The 25269-nt window shown below is 51.6% G+C and carries 19 protein-coding genes; 7 read left to right on the top strand and 12 right to left on the bottom strand.

Annotated elements, in window-relative coordinates:
• Positions 1–102: 102 nt before the first annotated feature.
• Entirely contained in the window at positions 103–852 is a 750-nt protein-coding gene (gene rsmJ / locus IFU29_RS14175; protein ID WP_191934490.1) for a 16S rRNA (guanine(1516)-N(2))-methyltransferase RsmJ, read from the bottom strand.
• 7 nt (positions 853–859) lie between these two features.
• Positions 860–2902 carry an oligopeptidase A gene (gene prlC, locus IFU29_RS14170; RefSeq protein WP_191934489.1) on the bottom strand — a complete coding sequence of 681 codons (2043 nt, stop codon included), beginning with the start codon at positions 2900–2902 and terminating at the stop codon, positions 860–862.
• Positions 2903–3130: 228 nt separating this feature from the next.
• Between prlC and IFU29_RS14165 the strand changes: the two genes are divergently transcribed.
• Both IFU29_RS14165 and IFU29_RS14160 read left to right on the top strand, forming a co-directional pair.
• Positions 3131–3955, top strand: coding sequence for a CPBP family intramembrane glutamic endopeptidase (locus IFU29_RS14165; RefSeq protein WP_191934488.1), 825 nt, complete (start codon positions 3131–3133; stop codon positions 3953–3955).
• Between the two features lie 94 nt (positions 3956–4049).
• A complete protein-coding gene (locus IFU29_RS14160; RefSeq protein WP_062748183.1) occupies positions 4050–4892 on the top strand; it encodes a 23S rRNA (adenine(2030)-N(6))-methyltransferase RlmJ in 843 nt (280 codons plus the stop codon).
• Between the two features lie 35 nt (positions 4893–4927).
• Here the strand turns inward: IFU29_RS14160 and rnz are convergent, their stop codons facing one another.
• Both rnz and rtcR read right to left on the bottom strand, forming a co-directional pair.
• The gene (gene rnz, locus IFU29_RS14155; RefSeq protein ID WP_191934487.1) at positions 4928–5842 is read right to left on the bottom strand and encodes a ribonuclease Z; all 915 of its coding nucleotides are present in this window, start codon (positions 5840–5842) and stop codon (positions 4928–4930) included.
• Between the two features lie 19 nt (positions 5843–5861).
• Positions 5862–7445, bottom strand: coding sequence for an RNA repair transcriptional activator RtcR (gene rtcR / locus IFU29_RS14150; protein ID WP_191934486.1), 1584 nt, complete (start codon positions 7443–7445; stop codon positions 5862–5864).
• A gap of 495 nt (positions 7446–7940) precedes the next feature.
• On the opposite strand from rtcR, the gene IFU29_RS14145 reads away from it, so the two are divergent.
• The 5 genes from IFU29_RS14145 to IFU29_RS14125 all read left to right on the top strand — a co-directional run bounded on the left by IFU29_RS14145 (position 7941) and on the right by IFU29_RS14125 (position 15113).
• The gene (locus tag IFU29_RS14145; RefSeq protein ID WP_191934485.1) at positions 7941–9074 is read left to right on the top strand and encodes a slipin family protein; all 1134 of its coding nucleotides are present in this window, start codon (positions 7941–7943) and stop codon (positions 9072–9074) included.
• A gap of 2 nt (positions 9075–9076) precedes the next feature.
• On the top strand, positions 9077–10294 hold the full coding sequence (locus IFU29_RS14140) for an RtcB family protein (RefSeq protein ID WP_274604295.1): 1218 nt from the start codon (positions 9077–9079) through the stop codon (positions 10292–10294).
• 10 nt (positions 10295–10304) lie between these two features.
• Positions 10305–11093: a nucleotidyltransferase domain-containing protein gene (locus tag IFU29_RS14135; RefSeq protein ID WP_191934484.1), complete on the top strand. Its 789-nt coding sequence runs from the start codon at positions 10305–10307 to the stop codon at positions 11091–11093.
• Between the two features lie 183 nt (positions 11094–11276).
• A complete protein-coding gene (gene gorA / locus IFU29_RS14130) occupies positions 11277–12629 on the top strand; it encodes a glutathione-disulfide reductase (RefSeq protein WP_191934483.1) in 1353 nt (450 codons plus the stop codon).
• 1599 nt (positions 12630–14228) lie between these two features.
• Positions 14229–15113 carry a winged helix-turn-helix domain-containing protein gene (locus IFU29_RS14125; RefSeq protein ID WP_191934482.1) on the top strand — a complete coding sequence of 295 codons (885 nt, stop codon included), beginning with the start codon at positions 14229–14231 and terminating at the stop codon, positions 15111–15113.
• A gap of 592 nt (positions 15114–15705) precedes the next feature.
• On the opposite strand, the gene IFU29_RS14120 is transcribed toward IFU29_RS14125, so the two are convergent.
• The 8 genes from IFU29_RS14120 to IFU29_RS14085 form a co-directional block, all read right to left on the bottom strand.
• Positions 15706–16962 carry an HlyD family secretion protein gene (locus tag IFU29_RS14120; RefSeq protein ID WP_191934481.1) on the bottom strand — a complete coding sequence of 419 codons (1257 nt, stop codon included), beginning with the start codon at positions 16960–16962 and terminating at the stop codon, positions 15706–15708.
• Positions 16963–16966: 4 nt separating this feature from the next.
• Positions 16967–17701, bottom strand: coding sequence for a hypothetical protein (locus IFU29_RS14115; RefSeq protein ID WP_191934480.1), 735 nt, complete (start codon positions 17699–17701; stop codon positions 16967–16969).
• Positions 17698–19854 (bottom strand): peptidase domain-containing ABC transporter, encoded by a 2157-nt coding sequence (locus IFU29_RS14110; protein WP_244633708.1) that lies wholly within the window; start codon positions 19852–19854, stop codon positions 17698–17700. Before IFU29_RS14110 ends, IFU29_RS14115 begins: the two co-directional genes overlap by 4 nt.
• 21 nt (positions 19855–19875) lie before the next feature.
• A complete protein-coding gene (locus tag IFU29_RS14105; RefSeq protein WP_191934479.1) occupies positions 19876–20061 on the bottom strand; it encodes a hypothetical protein in 186 nt (61 codons plus the stop codon).
• Between the two features lie 77 nt (positions 20062–20138).
• Positions 20139–20333 (bottom strand): hypothetical protein, encoded by a 195-nt coding sequence (locus tag IFU29_RS14100; RefSeq protein WP_137269207.1) that lies wholly within the window; start codon positions 20331–20333, stop codon positions 20139–20141.
• A 91-nt stretch (positions 20334–20424) separates the two neighbouring features.
• On the bottom strand, positions 20425–20997 hold the full coding sequence (locus IFU29_RS14095; protein WP_191934478.1) for a hypothetical protein: 573 nt from the start codon (positions 20995–20997) through the stop codon (positions 20425–20427).
• 80 nt (positions 20998–21077) lie between these two features.
• Positions 21078–22688, bottom strand: a complete 1611-nt coding sequence (locus tag IFU29_RS14090; protein ID WP_191934477.1) for a receptor — start codon at positions 22686–22688, stop codon at positions 21078–21080.
• Positions 22669–25257, bottom strand: coding sequence for a CS1-pili formation C-terminal domain-containing protein (locus tag IFU29_RS14085; protein ID WP_191934476.1), 2589 nt, complete (start codon positions 25255–25257; stop codon positions 22669–22671). Before IFU29_RS14085 ends, IFU29_RS14090 begins: the two co-directional genes overlap by 20 nt.
• Positions 25258–25269 lie beyond the last annotated feature (12 nt).

The following is a 25269-nucleotide window of genomic DNA, read 5'->3' as shown; positions in this document are numbered from 1 at the left end:
AAAAGGTCTGCCATCAGATGGGTTCGGAATGACTGGCTGACCCGAAAAGAAGGTCAGCCACGACGGGGTATTCGTAACGACGTGCTGGCCGGGAACGACTCCTCAGGCCAGCGGCGCATAAATATCAAAACGGTGACTCTTGGTGGTCACGGCATTGGGCGTCCCGACATCGGCTAACGGTGGCGCATAATCAGGGCGCTTCACCACCACCCTTTTCTTCGCCAGCTGCCGCGCAGGCAGCAGCAGCCCATCGGCATCAATATCCGGCCCCACCAGCGACTGAAAAACCCGCATCTCTTTCTTCACCAGCGCGCTTTTCTGCTTATGCGGATACATCGGGTCGAGGTAGACCACATCCGGCGGCGGGCGGATATCCGTCAGCGCATCCAGACTGGAGGCATGCAGCAGCGTCAGGCGTTCGCGCAGCCAGGGACCAATCTCCGGATCGGCATAGCCGCGACGTAATCCGTCGTCGAGCAGCGCCGCCACCACCGGATTTCGCTCCAGCATACGTACCCGGCAGCCAATGGATGCCAGGACAAACGCATCGCGCCCCAGCCCCGCCGTGGCGTCCACCACGTCTGGCAGATAGCCGCTTTTGACGCCAGCAGCCTTCGCCACCGCTTCCCCACGACCGCCACCAAACTTTCTGCGGTGCAGCATCGCTCCGGAGACAAAATCAACATAGATGCCGCCGAGCTTCGGCTCATCACGCTTGCGCAGCTCCAGATGTTCCGGGGTCAGCACCAGCGCCATAAGCGCGTTGTCATCCGGCACCAGTTGCCAGCGGGCCGCTAAGACAGATAAGGCGCCGTTTCCGGCGCCCGTTTCATCTAACAGACAGATGTTCACTGAGAGCTTAACCCTTGATGCCGTAGTGTTTGAGCATCGCGTCCAGCTGTGGCTCACGGCCCCGGAAGCGTTTGAACAGCTCCATGGGCTCTTCTGAACCGCCGCGCGTCAGGATATTGTCAAGGAACGACTGTCCGGTTTCGCGGTTGAAGATCCCTTCCTGCTCAAAGCGGGAATAGGCATCCGCCGCCAGCACATCAGCCCACAGATAGCTGTAATATCCCGCCGCGTAACCGCCGGCAAAGATGTGGCTGAAGGCATGCGGGAAACGGCCCCAAGACGGCCCCGGCACCACGGCAACCTGATCTTTGATCTCCTTCAGTATCTCCAGGATACGCGCGCCTTTCGCCGGGTCATATTCGGCGTGCAGGCGGAAGTCAAACAGGCCGAACTCCAGCTGACGCAGGATAAACAGTGCCGCCTGGTAGTTCTTCGCTGCCAGCATTTTATCCAGCAGATCTTTTGGCAGCGGCTCACCGGTCTCATAGTGGCCAGAGATAAACGCCAGGGCTTCCGGCTCCCAGCACCAGTTTTCCATAAACTGGCTTGGCAGTTCGACGGCATCCCACGGTACCCCGCTGATACCCGATACGCCCGGCGTTTCAATCCGGGTCAGCATGTGGTGCAGACCGTGACCAAACTCGTGGAACAGGGTAGTGACTTCGTTGTGGGTAAACAGCGCTGGCTTGCCGCTGACCGGACGGTTGAAGTTACAGGTCAGGTAGGCGACCGGCTTCTGCAGGGTGCCGTCGGCGCGGCGCATCTGGCCCACGCAGTCATCCATCCATGCCCCGCCGCGCTTGTTATCACGCGCGTACAGATCAAGATAGAAGCTGCCGCGCAGCTCGCCGCTGTCGTCGAACAGGTCAAAGAAGCGCACGTCAGGGTGGTAAACATCCACGTCGTGACGTTCGCTGGCAGTGATGCCATAGATGCGTTTTACGACTTCAAACAGGCCGTCCAGCGCACGCTGGGCCGGGAAGTAAGGGCGCAGCTGTTCGTCGCTGATGGTGTAGAGATGCTGTTTCTGCTTTTCACCGTAATAGGTCATATCCCACGGCTGCAGGTCATCCACGCCGAAGGTTTTCTGAGCAAAGGCGCGCAGCTGGGCCACTTCCTGCTCGGCCTGCGGGCGGGCACGTCTGGCGAGGTCGGTCAGGAAGTCCGTGACCTGGGTCGGGTTCTCCGCCATTTTGGTGGCCAGCGATTTCTCCGCGTAAGAGTTAAAGCCCAGCAGCTGTGCCAGCTCGTGGCGCAGCGCCAGTTCTTCTGCCATCACCTCGCTGTTATCCCACTGCCCGGCGTTCGGGCCCTGATCGGAGGCGCGGGTAGAGTAAGCACGGTAAAGCTCTTCGCGCAGGGCCTGATTGTCGCAGTACATCATCACCGGCAGATAGCTTGGAATATCCAGCGTCAGCAGCCAGCCTTCCTGCTCCCGGGCTTCGGCCTGGGCTTTGGCGGCAGCCAGTGCGCTCTCCGGCATTCCGGACAGCTCGCTTTCATCAGTAACCAGTTTGCTCCAGCCCATCGTGGCATCGAGCACGTTGTTGCTGTAGGTCGACCCCAGCTCTGACAGGCGGGCGGAAATTTCGCCATAGCGCTGCTGCTTCTCTTTCGACAGGCCAATCCCGGACAACTCAAAATCGCGCAGCGCGTTATCGACCGCTTTTTTCTGTGCGAGATCCAGGCCAGCAAAGTGTTCACCCTCTTTCAGGTTGCGATAGGCCTGATAAAGCCCCTCGTGCTGTCCCACCCAGGTGCTGTATTCGGACAGCAGCGGCAGCGTCTGCTCGTAGGCCTGACGCAGCTCCGGGCTGTTTTTCACCGCATTCAGATGGCTGACCGGTGAAAACAGGCGGCTTAAACGGTCATCCACTTCCGCCAGCGGCTGTACCAGGTTATCCCAGCGGTACGGCGCCCCCTGTGCGACCGCCTTTTCAACCGCCGCGCGGCAGTCCGCCAGCGCCTGAGTCACGGCCGGAACCACATGTTCAGGCTGAATGGCGGAGAAAGGGGGAAGCGTGAAATCGGAGAGTAACGGATTGGTCATAGCGCAGTCCTTTAATCGTTGGTATGGGGCGCACAGATGCGCGCAATCTTTTTAAGATGGGGTTTAGTGGCGTGAAAATCAATGGGCCTGCGCCCGGGCGGGGGCATTCCCGGCGTGCGAAGCCCGATTTTCACCGCACTTTACGCATTGCCACACCAGGGTGCGCGTTGCATACTCCTTTCCGCTTAAATACATCGTATTACTCCGTTACAAACAGGGAGTTTTTTTATGTGGTATACGCTGGCGGCCTCGTTGCTGTTTCTACCTTTTTACCTTCGCAGTTCGCTTATCCTGCTCGCTATTGCACTCGGGCTGGCGGTCTTTGACCAGACGCTGCTCCCGCCAGGGATAGTGGCGCTGGCGATTATCGGCACGGTCGCCCTCTACTGCGGTAATCAGAAGCAACCCAATGCCTTCTCCCTGCCCGGTGAAATCGTGCTGGTAGTCAGCGCGATCGCCCTGATGCTGCATACCATCCCGGGCTTTAATAATCTGATTATTGTTTCCGGCGAACGTGTCGGGCCACAGAGCGCGCCTTTTACTTTTTATTACAACATCGACAAGGCGCTGATCCCATTCCTGTTACTGGCCTGCCTGCCCACCCTGCTGAAGCGCCCGGCAAAGCCCCCGGCTAACGCGCTCTGGTGGCTGGTGCTGGTGATGTCACTTCCGCTCCTGTTGCTACTGGCCACGCTGGCCGGAGGGCTGAGAGTAGAACCCCACCTGCCGGACTGGCTGGGTGCCTTTATGCTGGCCAATCTGTTCTTTGTCAGCCTGGCGGAAGAGGCACTGTTTCGCGGCTATATCCAGCAGCGTCTGAGCCAGTTACTGGGGGATAAACGGGCGCTGTTCATTGCCGCCCTGCTGTTTGGCTTTGCCCATTTTTCCGGCGGCCTGCTGCTGGTGCTGTTTGCCACGCTCGCCGGGCTGATTTACGGGCTGGCCTGGCTGTGGAGCGGCCGGCTCTGGGTCTCTACGCTGGTGCATTTTGCCTTTAATATGCTGCACCTGCTGTTCTTTACTTACCCGATGTGGCAGCGAATCCCGACCTGAACGCGCTTTTTTAAGCCGTTTTCGCTATAATACCCCCAACCTGTGCCGCCCGACGGCGGCACGCTCGCTTTTACCATCCGGATTATCCCAATACATGCTCAGTTATCGCCACAGCTTCCATGCCGGCAACCATGCCGACGTTCTCAAACATACCGTGCAGAGCCTGATTATCAGCGCGTTAAATGAGAAGGAAAAACCCTACCTCTACCTTGATACCCATGCGGGCGCCGGGCGTTACCTGTTAAGCGGTGAACATGCGGAGCGCACCGGAGAGTACCTGGAAGGCATTGCGCGTATCTGGCAGCAGGATGATTTACCGGAAGAGCTGGCTCCGTATATCAGCGTGGTGAAGAACTACAACCCCGGCGGTAAACTGCGTTACTACCCGGGTTCGCCGCTGATTGCCCGCCACCTGCTGCGCGAGTATGACCAGCTTCAGCTGACCGAACTGCACTCCAGCGACTTCCCGATGCTGCGCAGCGAGTTTCAGAAAGACGACCGCGCACGCCTGGCCCGTGCCGACGGCTATCAGCAGCTCAAGTCCAAGCTGCCGCCGCTGTCACGCCGGGGGCTGATCCTGATCGACCCGCCGTACGAGATGAAAAGTGATTATCAGGCCGTGGTGCAGGGTATTCAGGAAGGGTATAAACGCTTTGGTACCGGCGTGTTTGCGCTGTGGTATCCGGTGGTGCTGCGTCAGCAGATCAAGCGCATGTTCAACGAACTGCAGGCCACCGGCATCCGCCGTATCCTGCAGATTGAGCTGGGCGTGCGCCCGGACAGCGACCGCTTTGGTATGACCGCCTCGGGGATGATTGTGATTAACCCGCCGTGGAAGCTGGAGCAGCAGATGAAAAACGTGCTGCCGTGGCTGGAGAAAGTGCTGGTGCCGTCCGGTACCGGTTACTCTAAAGTCAGCTGGATTGTGCCGGAATAATCCCCGGCAGGGGCGGCCGCGTAAACGGCCCCCCACTACAGCGTAAAGATCGCAAAATCGTGCGCCATCTCGGTGTGCGGAAACACCGCCCGACACTCCTCCAGCAGTCGTTCACAGTCAGCCCGCAGATAACGCGTACTGAGGTGCGTCACGATCAGACGTTTTGCTCCGCTTTCCAGCGCCACCCTGGCCGCCTGAGCGGTAGTGGAATGCCCGCGGCTGTTGGCTTTCTCTTCCATCGCCACTTCCAGCGTCGCCTCATGCACCATCAGATCCACCCCCGCCGCCAGCTCGTTCGCCGCCGCCGTCGGGGCGGTGTCGCCAAAAATCGCCAGGCTGCGGCCTTTGATTTTCTCTCCGACATAATCCCAGCCGTTAATTGTCCTGCCATCGGGCAGCGTTACGCTGCGCCCGTGCTTCAGGTCGTAAAACCAGGGCCCGGCTGGCACCCCGTCGGCAGCCAGCTTCGCCGCATCCAGCGCGCCAGGTTTATCATGTTCATCAATGCGATAGCCGTAACACTCCACCGGATGCGTCATCGGCCAGGCCGTCACGCGGAAGTGCTCATCACAACACACCTCACCGGCCCGGACTTCCACAATGTCCAGCGGAAAGGTCAGCCACGAGCCACTCAGCGCGATCGCCGTATCGACAAAGGTTTTCAGCCCGACCGGGCCGTAAATCGTCATAGGATCGGTCGAGCCGTTCATCGATCGGCTGGTGAGCAGCCCCGGCAGGCCAAAAATATGGTCACCGTGCAGGTGGGTAATGAAGATCTTCTCGATCTTACCCGGCTTGATTGGGGTGCGCAGGATCTGATGCTGCGTCGCTTCCCCGCAGTCAAACAGCCAGGTCGCATTGCGCACGCCCTGCAGATCCAGCGCGATGCTGGTGACGTTACGCTCGCGGCCGGGGGTGCCGGCCCCGGTGCCTAAAAACTGCAGTTGCATAATCCACTGACTCCTTCCGTTATTGTCCGGGTGCTCCACCCGACTTGATGCTGTCCCAGTCTAACGCAAAACGCGCCAGATATTTACGCAGCCGATCGGCATCGTTGGGCTGTTTCTTCTGCTGGCGCGATACGGCAAACAGCGTGCGTCCGGCCTCCGACAGCGAAGAGGACCCACGGCACACTCTCAGCACCGTCTCCAGCTGGCTGTGGTCAAACAGATCCAGCGCGTCCGGCAATGCCAGTGCGGGTTCCCCCTGCCAGCTTGCGCGCAGGCGCGCAATCTCTTCTTCCACCTGAGCCAGTTCAATGCGGCCGTTATCAGCGAGGGTCGCCATTCGGGTGACCGACGCGCTCAGCTCACGGAAATTACCGCGCCACAGGGCAGCCGGTGCGCAGGCAAACTGCAGATAGCGCTGACGCGCCTGCGGCTCAAAACGCACCTGCGACTGCGCATCACTGGCAAAACGCAGCAGTTCGAAGTCCAGATTCGGTTCAATATCTTCGCGCCGCGCTGCCAGCCCCGGCAGGGTAAAGCTCCACATATTGATGCGCGCATACAGATCCTCACGAAAGCGTCCTTCAGCCACCCACTGGCGCATATCGCGATGGGTGCCGGCGATGAGCTGGAAATCGCTGCTCACCTCTTTATCTGCGCCGAAAGGCAGAAAGCGCTTTTCCTCAATCGCTTTCAGCAGCATGGCCTGCTCATCCAGCCCCAGCTCGGCGATCTCATCAAGGAATAACATGCCGCCGTCCGCTTCCCGCAGCAGGCCGTTACGCGGCTGCAACGCGCCGGTGAACGCCCCTTTAACATGACCAAACAGCGTAGACATGGCGTTATCCCCGCGCAGCGTGGCGCAGTTGACCGCGACCAGCCTGCCGCTGACCCGGTGACGCGACTGGCGCAGCTGGTAGATGCGTTCCGCCAGAAAGGATTTTCCTGCTCCTGTCGGGCCGGTCAACAGCAGCGGCGCATCGGACCGCAGCGCCACCCGCTCAATCTGATCGATAAGCTGATTAAACGTCGCATTACGCGTGGAAATGCCCCCCTTCAGCAGTGAGACCGACTCCTGACGTTCGCGCATAAAGCGGCTGGTCAGTGTGGCATAACGGCTGAGATCGAGATCAATCAGGGTATATACCCCTTCCGTTCTGGCACTCTCCTGGTCCCGCGGGGCGGGTGCCGTTTGCAGCAGCCCGGCGGGCAGGTAGCGCGCCTCGGTCAGCAGGAACCAGCAGATCTGCACTACGTGGGTACCGGTGGTGATATGCACCAGATACTCTTCATTCTCTGTATCAAAGGGATAGTGGCGGGCAAAATCGAGCAGGACGGTATACACCTCCTCAAAATCCCACGGATCATTCAGCGTAATTGGATTCAGCCTCACTTCGGTATCCGGCGAGACCAGCACCACATCTTCCGACATTTGCTGTGCCATTGTCTGGCGGTCAGGCTGATGCAGCAGTTCCAGGCGGTCCACGGGCAAGTCAGGCTGCATACACAGCCCCAGCGTAGGCCGCCATTTATTCCAGCGGTTCTCCCGTTTACCACGTTTATCCAGGGTGGTCCCCAGCATACCTATCACCACTCTGCGCTTCATGCCTTATCCTTTTATCGCAATATTTATCCCACAGGATAAATTTACCCTTTCATGCACAGCAACACCTTTCTGTTGCCATAAAATAAAAATGTTAATTATCAGTGAATTAAAAATAATTTCAGCATTTTCTCTTTTCTGGCACGCTTCTGGCAATAGTTATCCCGTCGACAGGCTGAATGATGCCCGGGTTATGAACCCAGCCGGCGCACCGGGAACGGATGACCGTTTTCCCGCAGGCGTTCCGTCAGCACGAAGACATTTTGCGAAGGCACAGGGCCAGAACGGGTTCGACTCCCGGTTTCGCACCTCTCTCCAAAGAGCCTGATAGCAGTACCCCGGCTGTGCAGTCAGCAGCCCACCCGGAGCACCGGCTGATGCGTCGGGTCTGGGGCATCATCGTCGCGCCGCCGCTGTACCGGGTGCCGCTCCGGTGCTCCCCCAGGCTTCACGCTGACGCCCGTGCTCCGTGGTGCACCCTAAATGAAGGAGAAAAAGATGTTCAGACATATCACCATACGGAAAGGTCAAATCGCGTTGCTGTCAAAGAACGACGAATACCAACAGATTCTGCCGGCCGGGGAGCACCGACTCCGCGACTGGCGACGCCAGCTCAAGGTCGCGACCTTTGAGCTTCATCAGCCGCTGGACAGCATGCTGGCCGACTACCTGCAGCAGTATCACCCCGAGTGGGTGAGCGCGTTCTGCCAGACGGTCGCCGTGCCAGAAACTCACGTCGGGCTGCACTATAAAAACGATCAACTGGTGGAGATCCTGCCGCCGGGTACGCGCCGCCTGTGGTGGCTGAACGGCAGCCCGCAGCGTATCGATTTGCTGTCGACCGATACGGTAGAAATTCCGTCGTCCCTCGTCGCCACCCTGATGCAGCCCCAGCTCCGTCAGCACGTGGTCACCGGCAATGCCGGCGTCCTGCTGGTGCAGGTACCGGCCTGGCATGTGGGTATCCTGAAGGTCGACGGTATGCCGCAGGCACTGCTGCCGCCCGGGGCCAGCGGCTACTGGCGCTTTAACCATCAGGTCGACGTGGAGGTGGTGGATACCCGCGTACAGGCGCTGGAAGTCAGCGGCCAGGAGATCCTGACGCGTGATAAAGTCAGCCTGCGCATCAACCTGGCGGCTAACTGGCGGTACAGCGATGTGATGAGCGCGTATGCGCAGCTGACCAAACCGCTGGAATACCTCTACCGTGAGCTGCAGTTTGCGCTGCGTGAGGCCGTGGGCACGCGCAGCCTGGATGAACTGCTGGAAAACAAGCAGGCGATTGATGAGCTGGTGAGCACGCAGATCCGGCAGAATATCGCGGCGTACGGCATGGAAGTGGCCTCCCTCGGGGTGAAGGACATCATTCTGCCGGGCGAGATGAAGACCATACTGACCCGCCTGGTGGAGGCGGAAAAGTCCGCCCAGGCTAACGTGATCCGCCGGCGTGAAGAGACGGCCGCCACCCGATCGCTGCTGAACACGGCCAAAGTGATGGAAAACAACCCGGTCGCACTGCGCCTGAAAGAGCTGGAAACCCTGGAAAGGGTGGCAGAACGCATTGATAAGATTTCCGTTTTCGGCGGCCTGGATCAGGTGCTGAACGGACTGGTACAGATAAAAGGACAGTGACCATGAGCATGCAACAGCTGACCGCGCCAGGCGCGGCCGTCATAAAAATGTGGACCGAAGGCGTGCCGGTGGACGTGAAAGCCCAGCAGCAACTGCTGAATACGGCACGGATGCCGTTTATCTATAAACATCTGGCGGTGATGCCGGACGTACACGTTGGCAAAGGTTCGACCATCGGCAGCGTCATCCCGACGAAAGGGGCCATTATCCCGGCGGCAGTGGGCGTGGATATTGGCTGCGGCATGATCGCGGTGCGCACCTCGCTGCTGGCCAGCGATCTGCCGGATAACCTGCTGGGTATCCGCACAGCGATTGAACGCGCAGTGCCACACGGTCGCAGCACGGGCCGCGCCCGTCACGATCGGGGGGCGTGGCAGTCGCCGCCGCAGACGGTAGACAGCCACTGGCAGGCGCTGGCAGCGGGGTTTAAACGCATTACCGACAAATACCCGGCGCTGCTGAAAACCAACCACTATCACCACCTCGGCACGCTGGGCACCGGTAACCATTTTATTGAGCTGTGTCTGGATGAAGCCCAGCGGGTGTGGGTGATGCTGCACAGTGGTTCCCGTGGGGTGGGCAATGCCATCGGCAACCTGTTTATTACCCTCGCCCGTGAGGACATGCGCCAGCACATCGCCAATCTGCCGGATCGCGATCTGGCCTATTTCAGCGAAGGCAGCCAGCACTTTGCCGACTACCTGGAGGCGGTGGAATGGGCGCAGGAATTTGCCCGACATAACCGCCAGGTGATGATGCAACAGACGCTGACGGCACTGGCGCAGGCCCTGCCGAAGGCGTTTATTGCTGAAGAACAGGCGGTTAACTGCCACCACAACTATGTGCAGCGTGAACAGCACTTTGGTGAAGAGGTGCTGATCACCCGCAAAGGCGCAGTGTCGGCACGGAAAGGCGAAATGGGGATTATTCCCGGCTCAATGGGTGCCAAAAGCTTTATCGTGCGCGGACTGGGCAATGAAGAGAGTTTCTGTTCGTGCAGCCACGGTGCCGGGCGGGTGATGAGCCGTACCGAAGCCAAAAACCGCTTCACGGTCGCCGACCAGCAGCGCGCCACGGCACACGTGGAGTGCCGCAAAGACAGCAACGTCATCGATGAAATCCCGATGGCTTATAAAGATATTGATGCGGTGATGGCTGCCCAGGCGTCACTGGTGGAAATAGTGCATACGCTGCGTCAGGTGGTGTGTGTAAAAGGATAAGGAACAGGAAATGAGAACGGAAGAAGCCGTCAGCCCGGCGATGCGGGAATGGGTGCTGGCGGCATTAAACGCGATTGAAGCCCGCCACAATGTGCGCGTGCTGTATGCCTGCGAATCCGGCAGCCGGGGCTGGGGATTTGCCTCCCCCGACAGCGACTATGACGTACGTTTTATCTATGTGCATCAACCCGAGTGGTATCTGCGCGTCGAGCCACCGCGCGATGTGATCGAACTGCCGATCGACAGTGAGCTGGACGTCTGCGGCTGGGAGCTGCGTAAAACGCTGGGGCTGTTGAAAGCGGCCAACCCGACGCTGATGGAGTGGCTGGATTCGCCGCTGGTCTACCGCCAGCACCCGGATACGGTGCAGGCATTACGCAGTCTGGTGCCGGACTTCTTCAGCGATCTGCGGGCGCGCTATCACTACCTGTCGATGGCGAAGAAGAATTTTCGTGGCTATTTACAGGGCGAACAGGTACGGCTGAAAAAGGATTTCTACGTGCTGCGTCCGCTGCTGGCAGTGCTGTGGATTGAAGCCGGGAGAGGCGCTCCGCCGATGCGTTTTGACCGGCTGATGGCAGAAACAGTCAGCGATCCGCTGCTGCGGGCGGAGATTGACGCTCTGCTGGTGAGTAAGCGCCAGGCGGGCGAAGCGGAGATCGGCCCGCGCCGCGAGCACATCCATGCCTTTATTGAACATCAGCTGGCCCGGCAGGATCGCCCGCCGCTATCCGATGCGCCGCGCCGCGATGCCAGCGCCCTGAACCGCCTGCTGATGCAGACCGTGCTGACACCGTAATACACTAAGGCACAGGGTTCGCTCTGTGCCTCCCCCTATCACAATCATAGACGCAACCTTTGCGGCTTTTCCCCTTGTGGCGTTACACTCTACGCCAGCTGATTTAACTCAATCAGGGTCTGTCCAGACCGGCGTCATCGTTGCAGCCAGTTTGGACAGACTCTCACTTAAACGGAAGACTCGATGACCAGACATTATGACTACCTTGCTATCGGCGGCGGCAGCGGCGGAATCGCCTCCATTAACCGTGCAGCCATGCACGGACAGAAATGTGCGCTGATCGAAGCGAAAGAACTGGGCGGCACCTGCGTTAACGTTGGTTGCGTGCCGAAGAAAGTGATGTGGCATGCGGCCCAGATTGCTGAAGCGATCCATAACTACGGCCCGGATTACGGCTTCGATACCACCGTTAACCAGTTCAACTGGGACGTTCTGCTGAAAAACCGCAGCGCCTACATTGACCGTATCCACACCTCGTACGATAACGTCCTGGGTAAAAATAACGTCGATGTCATCAAAGGCTATGCCCGTTTTGTCGACGCGCACACCGTTGAAGTCAACGGCGAGAAAATTACCGCCGACCATATTCTGATTGCCACCGGCGGTCGCCCAACCCAGCCGACCATTCCGGGTGCGGAGCATGGCATCAACTCCGATGGCTTCTTTGAACTGCAGGCCCTGCCAAAACGTACGGCGGTCGTCGGTGCCGGTTATATTGCCGTGGAGATTGCCGGCGTACTGAATGCGCTGGGTTCTGAAACCCACCTTTACGTGCGTAAACATGCCCCGCTGCGCAGCTTCGATCCGCTGATCGTCGACACGCTGGTGGAAGTAATGAACACCGAAGGCCCGACGCTGCACACCGAATCGATTCCAAAAGCGGTAGTGAAAAATGCCGATGGCAGCCTGACCTTACAGCTGGAAAACGGCAAAGAGCAGACGGTAGACTGCCTGGTGTGGGCAATTGGCCGTGAGCCGATGACCGACAACCTGAACCTGGACGTCACCGGCGTCAAACTGAATGAAAAGGGCTACATCAGCGTCGATAAATACCAGAACACCAGTGTTAAAGGTATTTACGCCGTTGGTGATAACACCGGCGCCGTTGAGCTGACCCCGGTGGCTGTCGCCGCAGGCCGTCGCCTGTCCGAGCGCCTGTTTAACAACAAACCGGACGAGCATCTGGATTACAGCAACGTCCCCACCGTGGTCTTCAGCCATCCGCCGATCGGTACGGTAGGCCTGAGCGAGCCGGAAGCGCGTGAGAAGTTTGGTGATGACCAGGTGAAAGTCTACAAATCGTCATTCACCGCCATGTACACCGCCGTCACACAGCATCGCCAGCCGTGCCGCATGAAGCTGGTGTGCGTGGGTGCCGATGAGAAAATCGTCGGGATCCACGGTATCGGCTACGGCATGGACGAGATGCTGCAGGGCTTCGCCGTGGCGCTGAAAATGGGCGCGACCAAGAAAGACTTCGATAATACCGTGGCGATTCACCCGACCGGCTCGGAAGAGTTTGTCACCATGCGTTAATGAACGCTGGCAGAGAACATTAGCCCGCACACGATAAAAGAACCCTTTCCAGGCCGGATAGTAAACTATCCGGCCTTTTTTCGTTCATTCATCAGACAGGATAAAAAAGGGCGATAACTAAAAAAACGGTCAATAAATAACAAAAGTTTAGTTTTAAACTGGTTTTTTCTGTTTAACGAAGCCATGAAGGCCCGCGAAGAATATTCACTCAAAGGCTTTTTATCAGGCACAGAAGCAAATCAATTTTAGTGATGATGAAATAGACAGGCGAGTGTATCGGAATTAGAGCACGTCTTTCACTGAATGAACCAGCAGACAGCGATAAAAATGGGTTGAGGTTAAGTGAGCGCCGACAAGATTCACAACAATTCATACCTTCTTTTTCACGCATCCCTTAAGCACATCTAACTTCTTGTTTTTAGATAATTTTAATTTATTGAAGTAATTAATGAGTTGTTATTATTTATCAATTAAGGAAAATTGATTTTTTTTAGAGCGCTGTTATGACTATCCTCCCATCACTGAATTAAAGTGTCAGGAGGAACCAGCACGTATAAGAACAGCATCAAAAACCCCATGATACCTAAATAAAAATCATTAGTGTTTTATACTGATCTTCTTGCTACGGAAAGAGCAAAAAAAGATAAAAGGAGAAGGCGGAATGAAAAGGATTTTAGTAATCATTGAGTACTTTTACACTTCTATTTATCTTAGATATGCTTTTGATAAATACTTCCCCGATTATAAGATAAAAAAATTTAATCTCGTGACAAATGTACAAAACACTGAACATACCGTAGCAATAACCATTAATATCAATGCGTTATTCCTGGAATGTTTGTTTCTAAATAGCCATACCGGCATCCAGCATAATCATCAGTGGCGAGAATCATCCTCTTCAACAGAGAAATACCGCATGGTATCCGCAAGGGAGATTGAGATCATATGGCTGCTCTCCCAAGGTTACAGCCTGCGATGTTATTAAAAATAAAAGACAAGAGCATGACAACAATAAGCCACTATAAATTCAGCTTCTTTAGGAAACCAAGCATAAAAACAGCCTAAAGTATTATTGCGGCCCACTGGCGGGATAGTGACTGACAATCGAAACAAAAACCGCTTAGGATATCATTTAACGGGGGAATTAATGCTCGTTAAATCAATAAGTTGATTTTTGGCCATCTCTCTCCCGGGGGTTTGTCACAGGCAGAAAAACGCCCTGCTCCCTTAAAAGCTATCAATACAAGAATGATTTTTTTCCAATTCCTCTCGGATATAAACAGAAACATCCGGCTAGCTATTAAAAATTGTGCAAAAACAGACTAATAGCATACAGAAAATAAACTTTTAGAAATTTTATTCATAAAATGCTGTGTTCATTTATGAAATATGAACATCAGCAATCGGCATCACTTCACCAGGAGAAAAAAGAAAAACAGCTTATAGCGTAAAACAACAATAAATATTGTTAATCCCGGCTTTGCGCTACGTTAAGTAGTGACATAAAAAAAGGGTGGATCTTGTCATTTACCTCCAGGAATCCGCTCAGAAATAAAAGATATATTTATTAATAACCTTAAATACTGTAGAGGTAATAACATGCACAATCATTACATCATAAATAACTGGATAGAATTCCATCCTGCTAAAAGCATTTTACGTCGTTTAGATTCGCCTGAAAATGTGGTGATTCTCAACTCCCCCGCCAGTCGTTGTTTCTTACTACTGATAAAAAAAGTCGGAATTATTGTTAGTCAGCAAGAATTCATGGATGAAGTTTGGGTTAAAAATGGAGTACATGTTTCACCGAACACTTTCTATCAAAATATCTCTATCCTCAGAAAAGGGTTAAAAAAAATAGGCTTTGAAGAAGAGCTCATCGTCACCATCCCACGGATAGGGATTACTCTGTCAAATGATTGTCACATTACTAAGCTGGCGACAGAGCAACTCATTGATATCAATCAACATAACGTAGAAGTCATCACGGAAACACATATCTCTACAGAGGATGAGATCGATATTAAAAATGAACTCGAATCAACAACACCGTCATCTGATAGTCGCCCATCGTTCATATCTGCAAAATCCCTGAATAATAACAACCCTGCAGAGCAGTCTGGTTACAGCATTTTTTATCAGCGATATTTACCTCTTTTTATCCTTATCTCAGGATTGGGAATACTTTCAATGATGTCCTATATGGTAGTTAAAAAACTGACACCTATAGAGTATCTGCAAGAGTACATTCCTGTTTCAGGCCCACCGGCGTGTAATGTTTATGTCTCACCGGATATCGTTTTTGGAAAAATTCAGAATAAAACACTACGTTATGCAGAACCTTTTTACAGTGCCTGTAATAACTATCCGTGGATTTATATTGATGCTCTTCCTCAGTTGCCAAGAGTCTCAGTGCTGCGCTGCTCAAGAAAAAAGGGTGATCACAGCCTGTGCATTTCAGATTACTTTATTTTGGGTAATTAAAACATGTATAAAATATCATTAATAATGAGCATCGCCTTTATTATCATATTAACTTCGATAACTTCTTTTTTACTCCTGAAGGAAACACGCAGTCCGACAACATTCACCTGTTTAATAAATCTTGTGCAACATAATTCAGCATCCACGTCAAATCTACTGATAAGTTACACATTTGAAAAAAAGGAAGGTTATATCGGTATAGACGGAAATATTAAAATGAATGATGGTCGTGAACAGGAAATCTCGCGCAGAATATTTTTCATCTTTAATCATAATGGGGAAAGTTACTTTCTTCACTCTATAAAAAACATCAAATTCCCTACAGACAATACTGATGAAAACGATATTAAAAAACTCTTTCCTCGTTTTTTCCTGGAATCCAATAAAGACATCTATCTAAAAATAAAAAAACAGAATAATGGTCAGTATCTTTTTTTCATCGATCCCATTACCACTTACCTTTGTAAGGGAAACTGAAAATAGCAAAAAATCGGATGCAAGGCAGAATAAACCAGCCTAATCTGGATAATTGTTCTCCTTGCTATCCATTAAAAATCATCTCACAGGAAAATTTATATACCGAAGAGCATGACTAGAAAGAAAGAAAACGTTGGCGCGCACGCTCCAGCGGAGCCAGTAACAAAACAACAAGAGGACGTTTATCAAGAACGATATCCGCATTAAGCGTCATTCCCCCCAGCAGCATTCTTTTCCGTTTTCCCGAGTCAGTGAAAAAAGGAGGTAATTGAACCCGTGCAAGATAATATGTTTTACCTTGTGGTAGTGGAACAAGCAATGACCGCGTATCAATGGTGATCGGAACGAAATCTTCCAGTGTCGTAGTGACAGTTCCGTACTTATCAACAGGCCAGGCATCGAAACGAATTTTTACTTTATCACCGGCGTTGATCCGTCCCGCACCATCAGAAGGGATATAAATATATCCTTCCAGCGGGCTGCTGGTATCATGGCGGATCACCACCACTACTTCCGTATCCTGTGTGACGGCCTTACCTGGTGGGAAGTTGATCGCAACCACATATCCATCAGTCGGGGCCAGCATAGTCAGTGATTTACTTCCCTGAGTCGCAAGGGTACGTTCAATCTCACTGTTACGATTATCAAGGTAGAGTGACTGCGTTTTAAGATCATCTATCTGATACTGTGTATTATCACGAATTGAACTTTTATTACTTTGCAGCTGTAAAAGATTTGACTCTTCAAGTTTGAGATTAAGCTGGGCATTCAGAACGTCGTTCCTGCGCATATTCAAATCATTTTTAGAGACATAGCCCTTTTTCTCAATTAACGTGTAAGATTTCAGGGTTTCCTGCGTATTCGCGACCAACTCTTTCGCCTTATTTATTTTAATAGATGATGCGCTAATCTGATCGTCAATAATCGCCAGCTGCCGGGTCAGGTTTCGCTTAAGGTTGTCGACTGAGCTGGTCATATTACGCATCCTGTCATTATTCCGTTTTATCTCCGAGAGGTAATGCGCAGCTTCATATTCAATCACAGACCCTTCTTTCCCCCCGTAATCCCGTGAGAGACTGAAGAGTATCTGATTGGCTTTCACATATTGCCCTTCTTTAATCGGGATATTCATAATGGTTCCGGAGGCCTTCGCGCGTACCTGCACATCCCCTTTGGCATTGATCACCACCCCCTGGGCCAGCGTAGTTTCAGAGTATTCAACGACACAACAATAGATAATCAGACACAAAAAAAATAAAGCAAACATCATCAGGGCCATTTTTAAACCCGGGAGATGAATATTATAAACCCGTGCATACTGCCGTTTCACCACTTTAGCTGCAGGGTTGGTACGTCGCTTGATAAACAACATGGGCTTACCCGTATAAAAGAACAGAAATATCGTCCCACTGCCCCCAGTACGTAGGGAAGCGGCATAACTGCTGGAAATTAGCTGCGACAGCGTCTTCCCATGCATCCGGTGCATAGCGCTGCCCGATGACCCGGAAAGAGGGGGAGTCAGGCATTCCGACAGGAATTAACGTTTGAATCTCCATATGCAGGCGAGTGAGGGTATGAGGGAACACTGCCGTGACCCGCAGGCGATTGCCATTAAGCAGAAAAGGTATTACAGGAGACTCAGGCAAACGCTCATCAATAAAAACAAATACGGCCAGCGGGCGGTGAGACAGTAGACTGTTATCCCGGCAGCGACGAAGCGTTGCTAACCGTTGATAGAGGGGATCCTGAGAAATAAATAGAAAATCCATCTCCTCTGGCGCTGATTGTATAAGCGAGGCCAGTACCAACGGCAGGCCATTCCATCTTAACAGCGGCACCAGGGTACGCTGTTGGTAGAGGTACTCTGTGGCCCATTTATAAATCTCATCACGCCCCCCCGGACTCATCACCCGTGACCAGCGTTGTGGTGACAAACTCCGCAGGGTTACCATCAGCCGAAGACGCTGCTGAAGATTCTGTATAAAAATCTCTTCATCAAAGGTCCCCTCAGGCTGGCGCATAAACTGCAAATAGTTCTGCTCGAAGCGTTCTGCAATGTGATGCTTACACGCTCTTTTGGCCATCCAGTGGCACATAAAACCCGGGATCATGATGTCTGCACTTCAGGGTTAGCCAGAATGATGCCGTTTTCTAACTCAACCAGCTGCCCGCCCTGATAAACAACTTCCGGAGAATGGGTGACAAAAACCAAACCGATACCCAGCGATCTCAGGTTGGTCAGTACCTTGCTGGCAGTCTGTTTATCCAGATTAGCCGTCACCTCATCGCACAATAGCCAGTCAGGGCGGGCATACAGTGCGCGTGCCAGCACCAGACGTTGAACTTCGCCGGCGGAAAATAGCGGATTACCCGGAATAAAGTTCGTTTCATACCCGTGTGGAAGTGCGGCGATCACACGGTGAATCTGCGCCAGTTTGCATGCAGCAATCACCTCTTTCAGGTCGACTTCAAGAGAGAAACCTGAAATGTTCTCAATTAAGCTACCGGTAAAAAGCTGGTCATCCGCGTGGATAATACGGATATGCTGGCGCAGTTCCGCCAAATGATAGGACGTGAGGGGGTACTGGTTAAGTCTGATTTCTCCGCTGCCAGGCTGCAAAATTCCGGACAACAGGCGCAGCAGCGTCGTTTTACCTGACCCACTTTGGCCAACAATGACCGTTTCCTGCGAGGTGCTCAATGTCAGGCTGATGTTTTTCAAAATCGCGGCTTTGCCGGGCCAGGAAAAAGACACGTTATCCAGCGTCAGAACGCGTGGCACTTCAATTTTCCGGTCGCCAAAATCATCCTCATCAGCCTGGTAGCTCACGAGATCTGCGATGCGTTCCAGAGGACCTTTAAGGGCATTTTTTTCAAGATATTTATGGGCGAGTTGCACCATCGCATCAGAAAAATATCGCTTATAACTCAGGTAGGCCACAAGCATCCCGATAGACATCTGACCCTGTAAAATCGCCCAGGCCCCCATACAGACCACAATCAGCTGCTCTGCATTAATGACAAACACCGAGGCCGTATCAAAGCGGGCTAACAGACGTTCCTGATGCATCAGCCCGTTGATGTGGTTGCGCATGGCCCGGTCAATGACGCTATTCATATTACTAAGCATATTGTTAGCTTTTAACGTGACAATCCCTTTCTGGGTTTCAACCAGCAAAGACTCGTATTCAGCCGTTTTGGTGATGGCATTGTCCACCGCACGCTGATAAGGCCTAATCAGCACAAAACGGATAACCAGGAAAACAGTCATGGAAAGTAATGTGACCAGCGCAATTTTAACGCTGTAAAACATCATAAAAATCAGACTGAAGATGCTTATCAGGAAAGAATAGGCCATTGCCACATAGCCGTTGCTAATAAATTCTGCGCAACTATGCAGTGATTTCTCAATGGCGAGAATGACACCTACCGGGCGCGTACGAAACCAGCTGGTATGCGCGCGCAGTAAATAACCACGAATTGACTGACTCAGCTCATCATAGGCAAAGTTACGCAAGCAAATTTCTAATATCTGCTTTAAAAAACGGTTTACTACATCAAATATATAGACAATGGCAAAAATACAAGTCAGAAGAATAACCAGGTCATAATCGCTGCGTGATATCGCTTCATCCAGCACTAACTGAAAATAGGATGGAGATATCAGCATAATCAATAATGCAAACAAGGAAAAAATAAACAGTGTGATCTGACGCTTCACCCGATGAGTGATGTTACTGGCTAACTGATTAAGAGAAAAAGAAGCGTCTGCTGACTGCTGGGTGAAGCTGGCTGCCGGCCGCAGTTCAAGAACATAACCGGAGAACAGGACTTCGGCTTCTTTATACTTATAGCGGCGGAGCCCGCTTGCAGGATCGTGGATTGTAATGCCGCGATCGTTTACGCCTACCACCACGACAAAATGATTACCACGCCAGAAAGCGATAGCGGGAAGATTAACCTGCTTCAGCTCAGTGACTTTTCCCTGAAGCAATCGTCCTTCTAACCCCTTTTCCCTCGACCACTTTAATAATGAAGACAGTGAGGTCCCTGAATCTTCCGATACTTCATACTCACGCCGGAGCTGGCTTATGGATGTATTATAGCCATAATATCCTAAAACCATTGCCAGACAGGCAAGACCGCATTCAGTATATTCATGCTGCCGAATAATCGGCGTTTTCTCAGTGGTGTGAAAACGAAATAAAGATGACATGTCACCCCAGTAATTGGTTAAGAAAAAATGGCCCTCATCCGGGGCCATTTATTCATTTCAATAATAACTTTAAGCAGACAGCACGCCGGTAATAAATCCGCCAATTAATCCTAACGCCCCGCCGATTACGCCACCCAGTGGGCCCAGCAGGCTGTCGCCCATAGCTTTACCGGTTTGCGCTCCAGCAATGGCCTGTCCAGCAGGATCCCAACCACCAACGATCTCATCTGCAACTTTCATTTCAACAGTGTTCATTTTAACTCCTGATAAATTCTATACACCGTGAGCAAGATAATGAATGCAACGGTTAAATAGGGAAACGATGATTGACGTTATTTAACAGTACCGACAAAGCCGCCGACGAAACCGAGCACACCACCGGTGACCACTCCGACTAAGCCGCCCAGCAGCCCCATGATACTGGCCCCCGCGTTATAACCCGCTGTCGCGCCTTTTGTCATTGCTTCAATCGGGTTGAGGGCCCCACCGACGATTTCACTTGCTGCAGTTAGACTGATTGATTTCATATTAACTTCCTTATTTTACTTTTGTTATATCTTCACCTTACGATCAATGAAGACACGATGCCCTCAGGGATATCCCCAGGGGGAATTCACGTTAAAGATGGCAACGAGACAGGGTGATGATTTTATTTTTATATAAGATAACGCGATTTTCGACTGTCATTTCATCACTCAGGGAGAGGTGTTCACCCGGTGCAATGAATTTAGAATGTGAATACTTTTTTTCGCAATTTTTAGATGACATATATTTAAAAAAAGTATTCCCTGAATTAATCAACTCACCACTATTCATCTGGTAATTAAAATTCTCGTTTGCTGGCCGGACAACCATAATAGCCTCCACCGCAACCCGATAATCATAAAGTAATGCATTGCGATTGGTAGGCAGTGTATCAACTCCCACCGGAGTTTCAATTATCTTAACCCTGAAATATCGCTCTTTAGCATCTAAAGACCCTTTATAATAAAACTTAAAGCCGCTTTTATCTTGTGAATTAAGAACTAATTTCTGTGGTGAATACAGTAAATCACCATCACTTATCACCGTTTCTTTACTGTTCTCTTTAGGGAGGCTAACTTGAACCATACTGATAGTATAAACTTTCTTCCCGGGAGTCTGATTGATGATCTCCTCATAATGAACCCCTTTTTTGGGTTCTAATTCCATGTTCAGATTTTTAAGGAATAAAGCTGAAGCGGTATGTGAAGTGAGTAACAAACCGACAATCAGAATTTTGCACAGGCCCCTCAGTTCCATGACGCGGATACTTCAATCGACCCCTGCGCACTCACCACCCCATCCCAGTATCCACCGGCATAGGTTTTAGCAGACACAGGATTGTTCATAGGGAACTGCAATATCAGCGGTGTTTTCCAGACGGAAAGATCGGCAGAAATTGGGCTCATCAGCCTCATCCATTCTCCCGGGCTTGTTGAGGGCGCAGGGATATCGAAGCTCGTGCCAGTACAGTTGTGGTTGTAGCGGGTGCGGGATAATCCAATCAGGACATCGCCAGGTACGGGAACTTCAAGTCCGGAGACACCACCTACACCACTAAAAAGGCAGTAATCCTGACCATTTAACGGTTTACCCGGGCCCGTAATACGTCCCGTGACAGCAATGGCAGGGTCTTTAGAGGTCGTATAAATGGAGTAAGGAATGGTAATAGGCTCACTGCTGCCAATCTTGCCTTTCCCTGTCCCACCATACCCTGTTGGATCCAGTGCGTAGTCTGGATTATCAGGCTTGATCTCGATACTCGGTTCCACTGGGATAACAGAGATGCCCTTACCCGGACGAAAACAAAAATCGGCACCAATCGATGCCAGAGGTTTATTCAGGCACAGGGTGACAATATCGGTTAAGTTACTGGCTTCGCCCTTAAGCGCGACAGCTTTAATGAAGTCTGTGGGGAAAAACATCTTCAGACTGGCCTGCCCCCCCTCTTTCGAGGGCTGCTGAAGGAAGGTGTCGGCAAACGTCGCCGGAGTGCCGAGCGATCCGTTAGATAAGTCGTACCATGTCCTTTCATCAAAGGTTAACGATACCGTCAGGCCTTTTCCCTGAAACCCGTCTAATAAAGGATTCAATTTAGAAACGGAAAGCGACAGAGAGCCACTGTAGGCAGCCACCGAGCTTCCCTGATAGCTGTACTTCATCACATCGCAGAGCAATCCTCTCAGCGCAATGTGCTGATAGGGGGTACATCTCTGGCCCGTGATGCCACTTTTAATATTTATTTCACCGGTAATGGGGTCAACAGAAAATTCAAGATGTGCTGAGTTGTCCAGATTATAATTACCCAACTTTTGCAGAACGTTATTCTGCGTCGAAGCCAGTACCGTCCCCCCTTTTGTGTAGGCTGACGTCGTCACCGTCTCTGATTGCCCTGCCCCCATTGCCAGCAAATAATCGACTAAAGAGGCACTCATCGTTAAACCAACGAACCCAAAGGACCCCGAGGTGGGATTATAAGGAAGTGTCATTTCACTATTGCTGACACTGATGGGATCTTTATACCCCGTACTGCAAGTGGGACAGAACATCCCTCTAAATGCAGTATTATTAAAACCTGAGAATTTATACTTCCAGGTGACGTCATCCGTCGAACTTCCCAGCCCGGACTGAGAGGGTGTGACAGGGACATAGGTCGCCACAGTTCGGTTACCGTTATCACTCAGAGAGGGGTACTCATACGAGCCGATTGCCAGTTCAGAACCACCGCTGTTGATGCTGAATACAGCGCCTGTATTAGCGCCTCCCAACGAGTTATCGTTGTGGAAAGTGATAAAAGGAAGGGTTACATCAGCGTGTGCGGCGGCACTGAATATCAGGGCACTAAGAGCCAGTCGTTTCATGATTTTTCGCTCCTTGACGCGATGACTGTTGCCAGACATAGTTATTCCGATCGCATTTCACATCGCCGATCCACACGGCTCCGTCACTCTGCGTAATATTAAGTTGCAGAGAGCAGAGGCTGTCATCCTTTGTCGCAATACTCAGCTGCGGATTATTGAGGTCGACATCAATGACAAAGCGTCCATCGTCCCCCGTCCGTGCAATACCTATTTTATTTTTCAACTGACGGTTGACCGCGACAGATCCATCACTATTGATTAACCGGCCGAATACGGTGACCACTCTTTTAACTTTGGGCTGGAGATAAATCACATTGCCGGGATAAACAGAAACCGTTCGGCGCGCGCCTTCACTGATTTCATAACTTTCCATCGTATTAGCATTATTCATCAACTCCATACGGTAGCGGGCATAAGGGGGTAAAGAAATATAGTTACGATTTCCTTGTAAGAGCTGTTTTTTACCATCAATATCCAGGGTGAGCTTCTCTCCCCTTTGAAGTCCGGTATCAATTAATACACCTGCGCTCTCGCGCCCTTTACCCGCCCCGATATGCATCCCTGACCAGGCTACCGATCCCTGACTGGTTAATGTATTACTCCAGCCCCCGTCGTTATCCGTCTGATAACTCAACGCATTAGCGTTAAATGGTGTATCAAAGTCTACACTGGCCCCCCCGGTCATTTTGCGATCGACATCTCCGCTGAAGGAGCGGGAAACATTAGCAGAGACTGACTTCAGGTAATCCCCATCGAAATCGTGGGTGGCATCAATATTCATCGCTGTCCCGCTGTCTCTGGAGTGAGAAACCCCCAGCGAAATAGCATTACCAAACGGAATTGAGAAATCTAACATGGCATAAGTTTCCCGGTTACTCGATTTATTTAAGCCGTCATTATTATCGTAATAACCGATGCCAGTCCGTAGCCGAATCGACCCATAGCGCCCGGCGTAAATACCTTGTGAATAATCGAGGCGACGTCGGTTATACCCGTAGATGGTATCTTTGTCCTGGGTCCAGGTTATAACGCCACCACTTGCCGCCCCTATAGAAGGTACATTTACAGATACACCCCAGTTACTGCCGCGATTTTCATAAAGCGAGATAAATTCGCCACTGTGAAGCCGGTTGTAGTTGTACCAAATACTCCCTATACCGTAGGGTAGTCTTAGGGTGCTGCCGAAATTCGTTCGCCATGTCCCATCCGTGGCACTCATCGCCTGGGTATTAACCGACAACCAGTTTGTCAGCCTCGACGAAGCCCATAGCTCTGCCAGAGCATGTTCCCGCATCATATAGCTGGACATACTCCAGTCATAATTGCCTGAACTTTTTCCCGCTGAAAATCCCACCAGCGACATCATTTCCCGGTCATGTTCACCCTGCTTATCAATGTCGTGAGTGGTTCTGATATTGTATCGATGCTTATTACTGTAGATTTTGTTTCGATCGTAGGCCCCGCCCCAAAATTGCCAACGCAGGCTGTCACCCATACTGGAGGTAAAGGGTTTATTAATCTGGTAGGTACCGCTGGAAATGGTTCTGCTGCCGCTGATCACATCGACCTGAATGCTATAAATGCCGAAGGGTAGCATCGACGTATCGATTTCATGGCTGCCGACAGAAAATCGTTGAATACTTAACAGGTTACCGTCTCTGCGTATTTGTGCTTCCCCCGCCGTTGGAAAGAAAGCAACCACTGGCGTCAATGAAAGGCTGCCATTTCGCTTACGGGAATTTGCCGCATTACCAATAGAAAAACCATACACTTCCCCCCCGGTGAGGGCACTGACAGAACCCACAGACTGCATATTCCAGCTGTCGAGCATGCCGGCGGCGGTTCTCAGGCCTTTGAAATCGCGCTCCCACAAGGCGGCATTAATCCGTCCACTGCTATCTTTGGAGAGACTGTTCCCGGTATAGAGTGAACCATCAAATTTCAGATGATCCACGCCCAGAGACGTCGTCGAATTAAAGTTCAGATAACCGGAGTTGTTAGTACCACTGTGTGAACTTCGATTATTATAGCCCCCGAAGTCATAATTTATTGTTCCACTGGGTTTTTTACTCGTGGGATCGTCCAGATCGAACAGTCTTGGTGCGATTAACGTACCATATCCTTTTTCGCTCAAATTAAGAATAAGGCGCATTTGCTTTCCATCCAGGGTAAAATACCCTTCGTCTGAGACAGGTGCATGCAGTTTCTCATCAAAATGCTCTTCACTTATTTTTTTAATTTTAGCGATTAGCTCATCAGAGAGTTGAACTTTACTCTCATCTTCATTTTTGATAATCACATTACGTAGCACAAGTTTTTTATCCACAACATATAATGTGGCAACACCTATCTGAATATACTTTTCTTCTAATGATATATTTTCTCTATTGGGTTGCTTATTCTCAATCAATACAGGTAAATTTAGTCCGCTTTGCAACATACCATAAAGTGCGGAAGGAAAGCGATAACCCGCTATCACATAAGACTCTTGTTTCAGACCCTCGGCGCTCACAAAAGAGAAGGGTATCGTCCACATAAGGAGACCAGAAAACACCAGTTTATTATTCACGGAATAACCTTT

Origin of the sequence: Erwinia persicina, assembly GCF_014838825.1 — a bacterium.
GTDB classification, from domain to species: Bacteria; Pseudomonadota; Gammaproteobacteria; order Enterobacterales; family Enterobacteriaceae; genus Erwinia; species Erwinia persicina_A.
The sequence above is the reverse complement of the archived record's forward strand: the minus strand, read 5'-3'. Positions and strand labels throughout refer to the sequence as shown.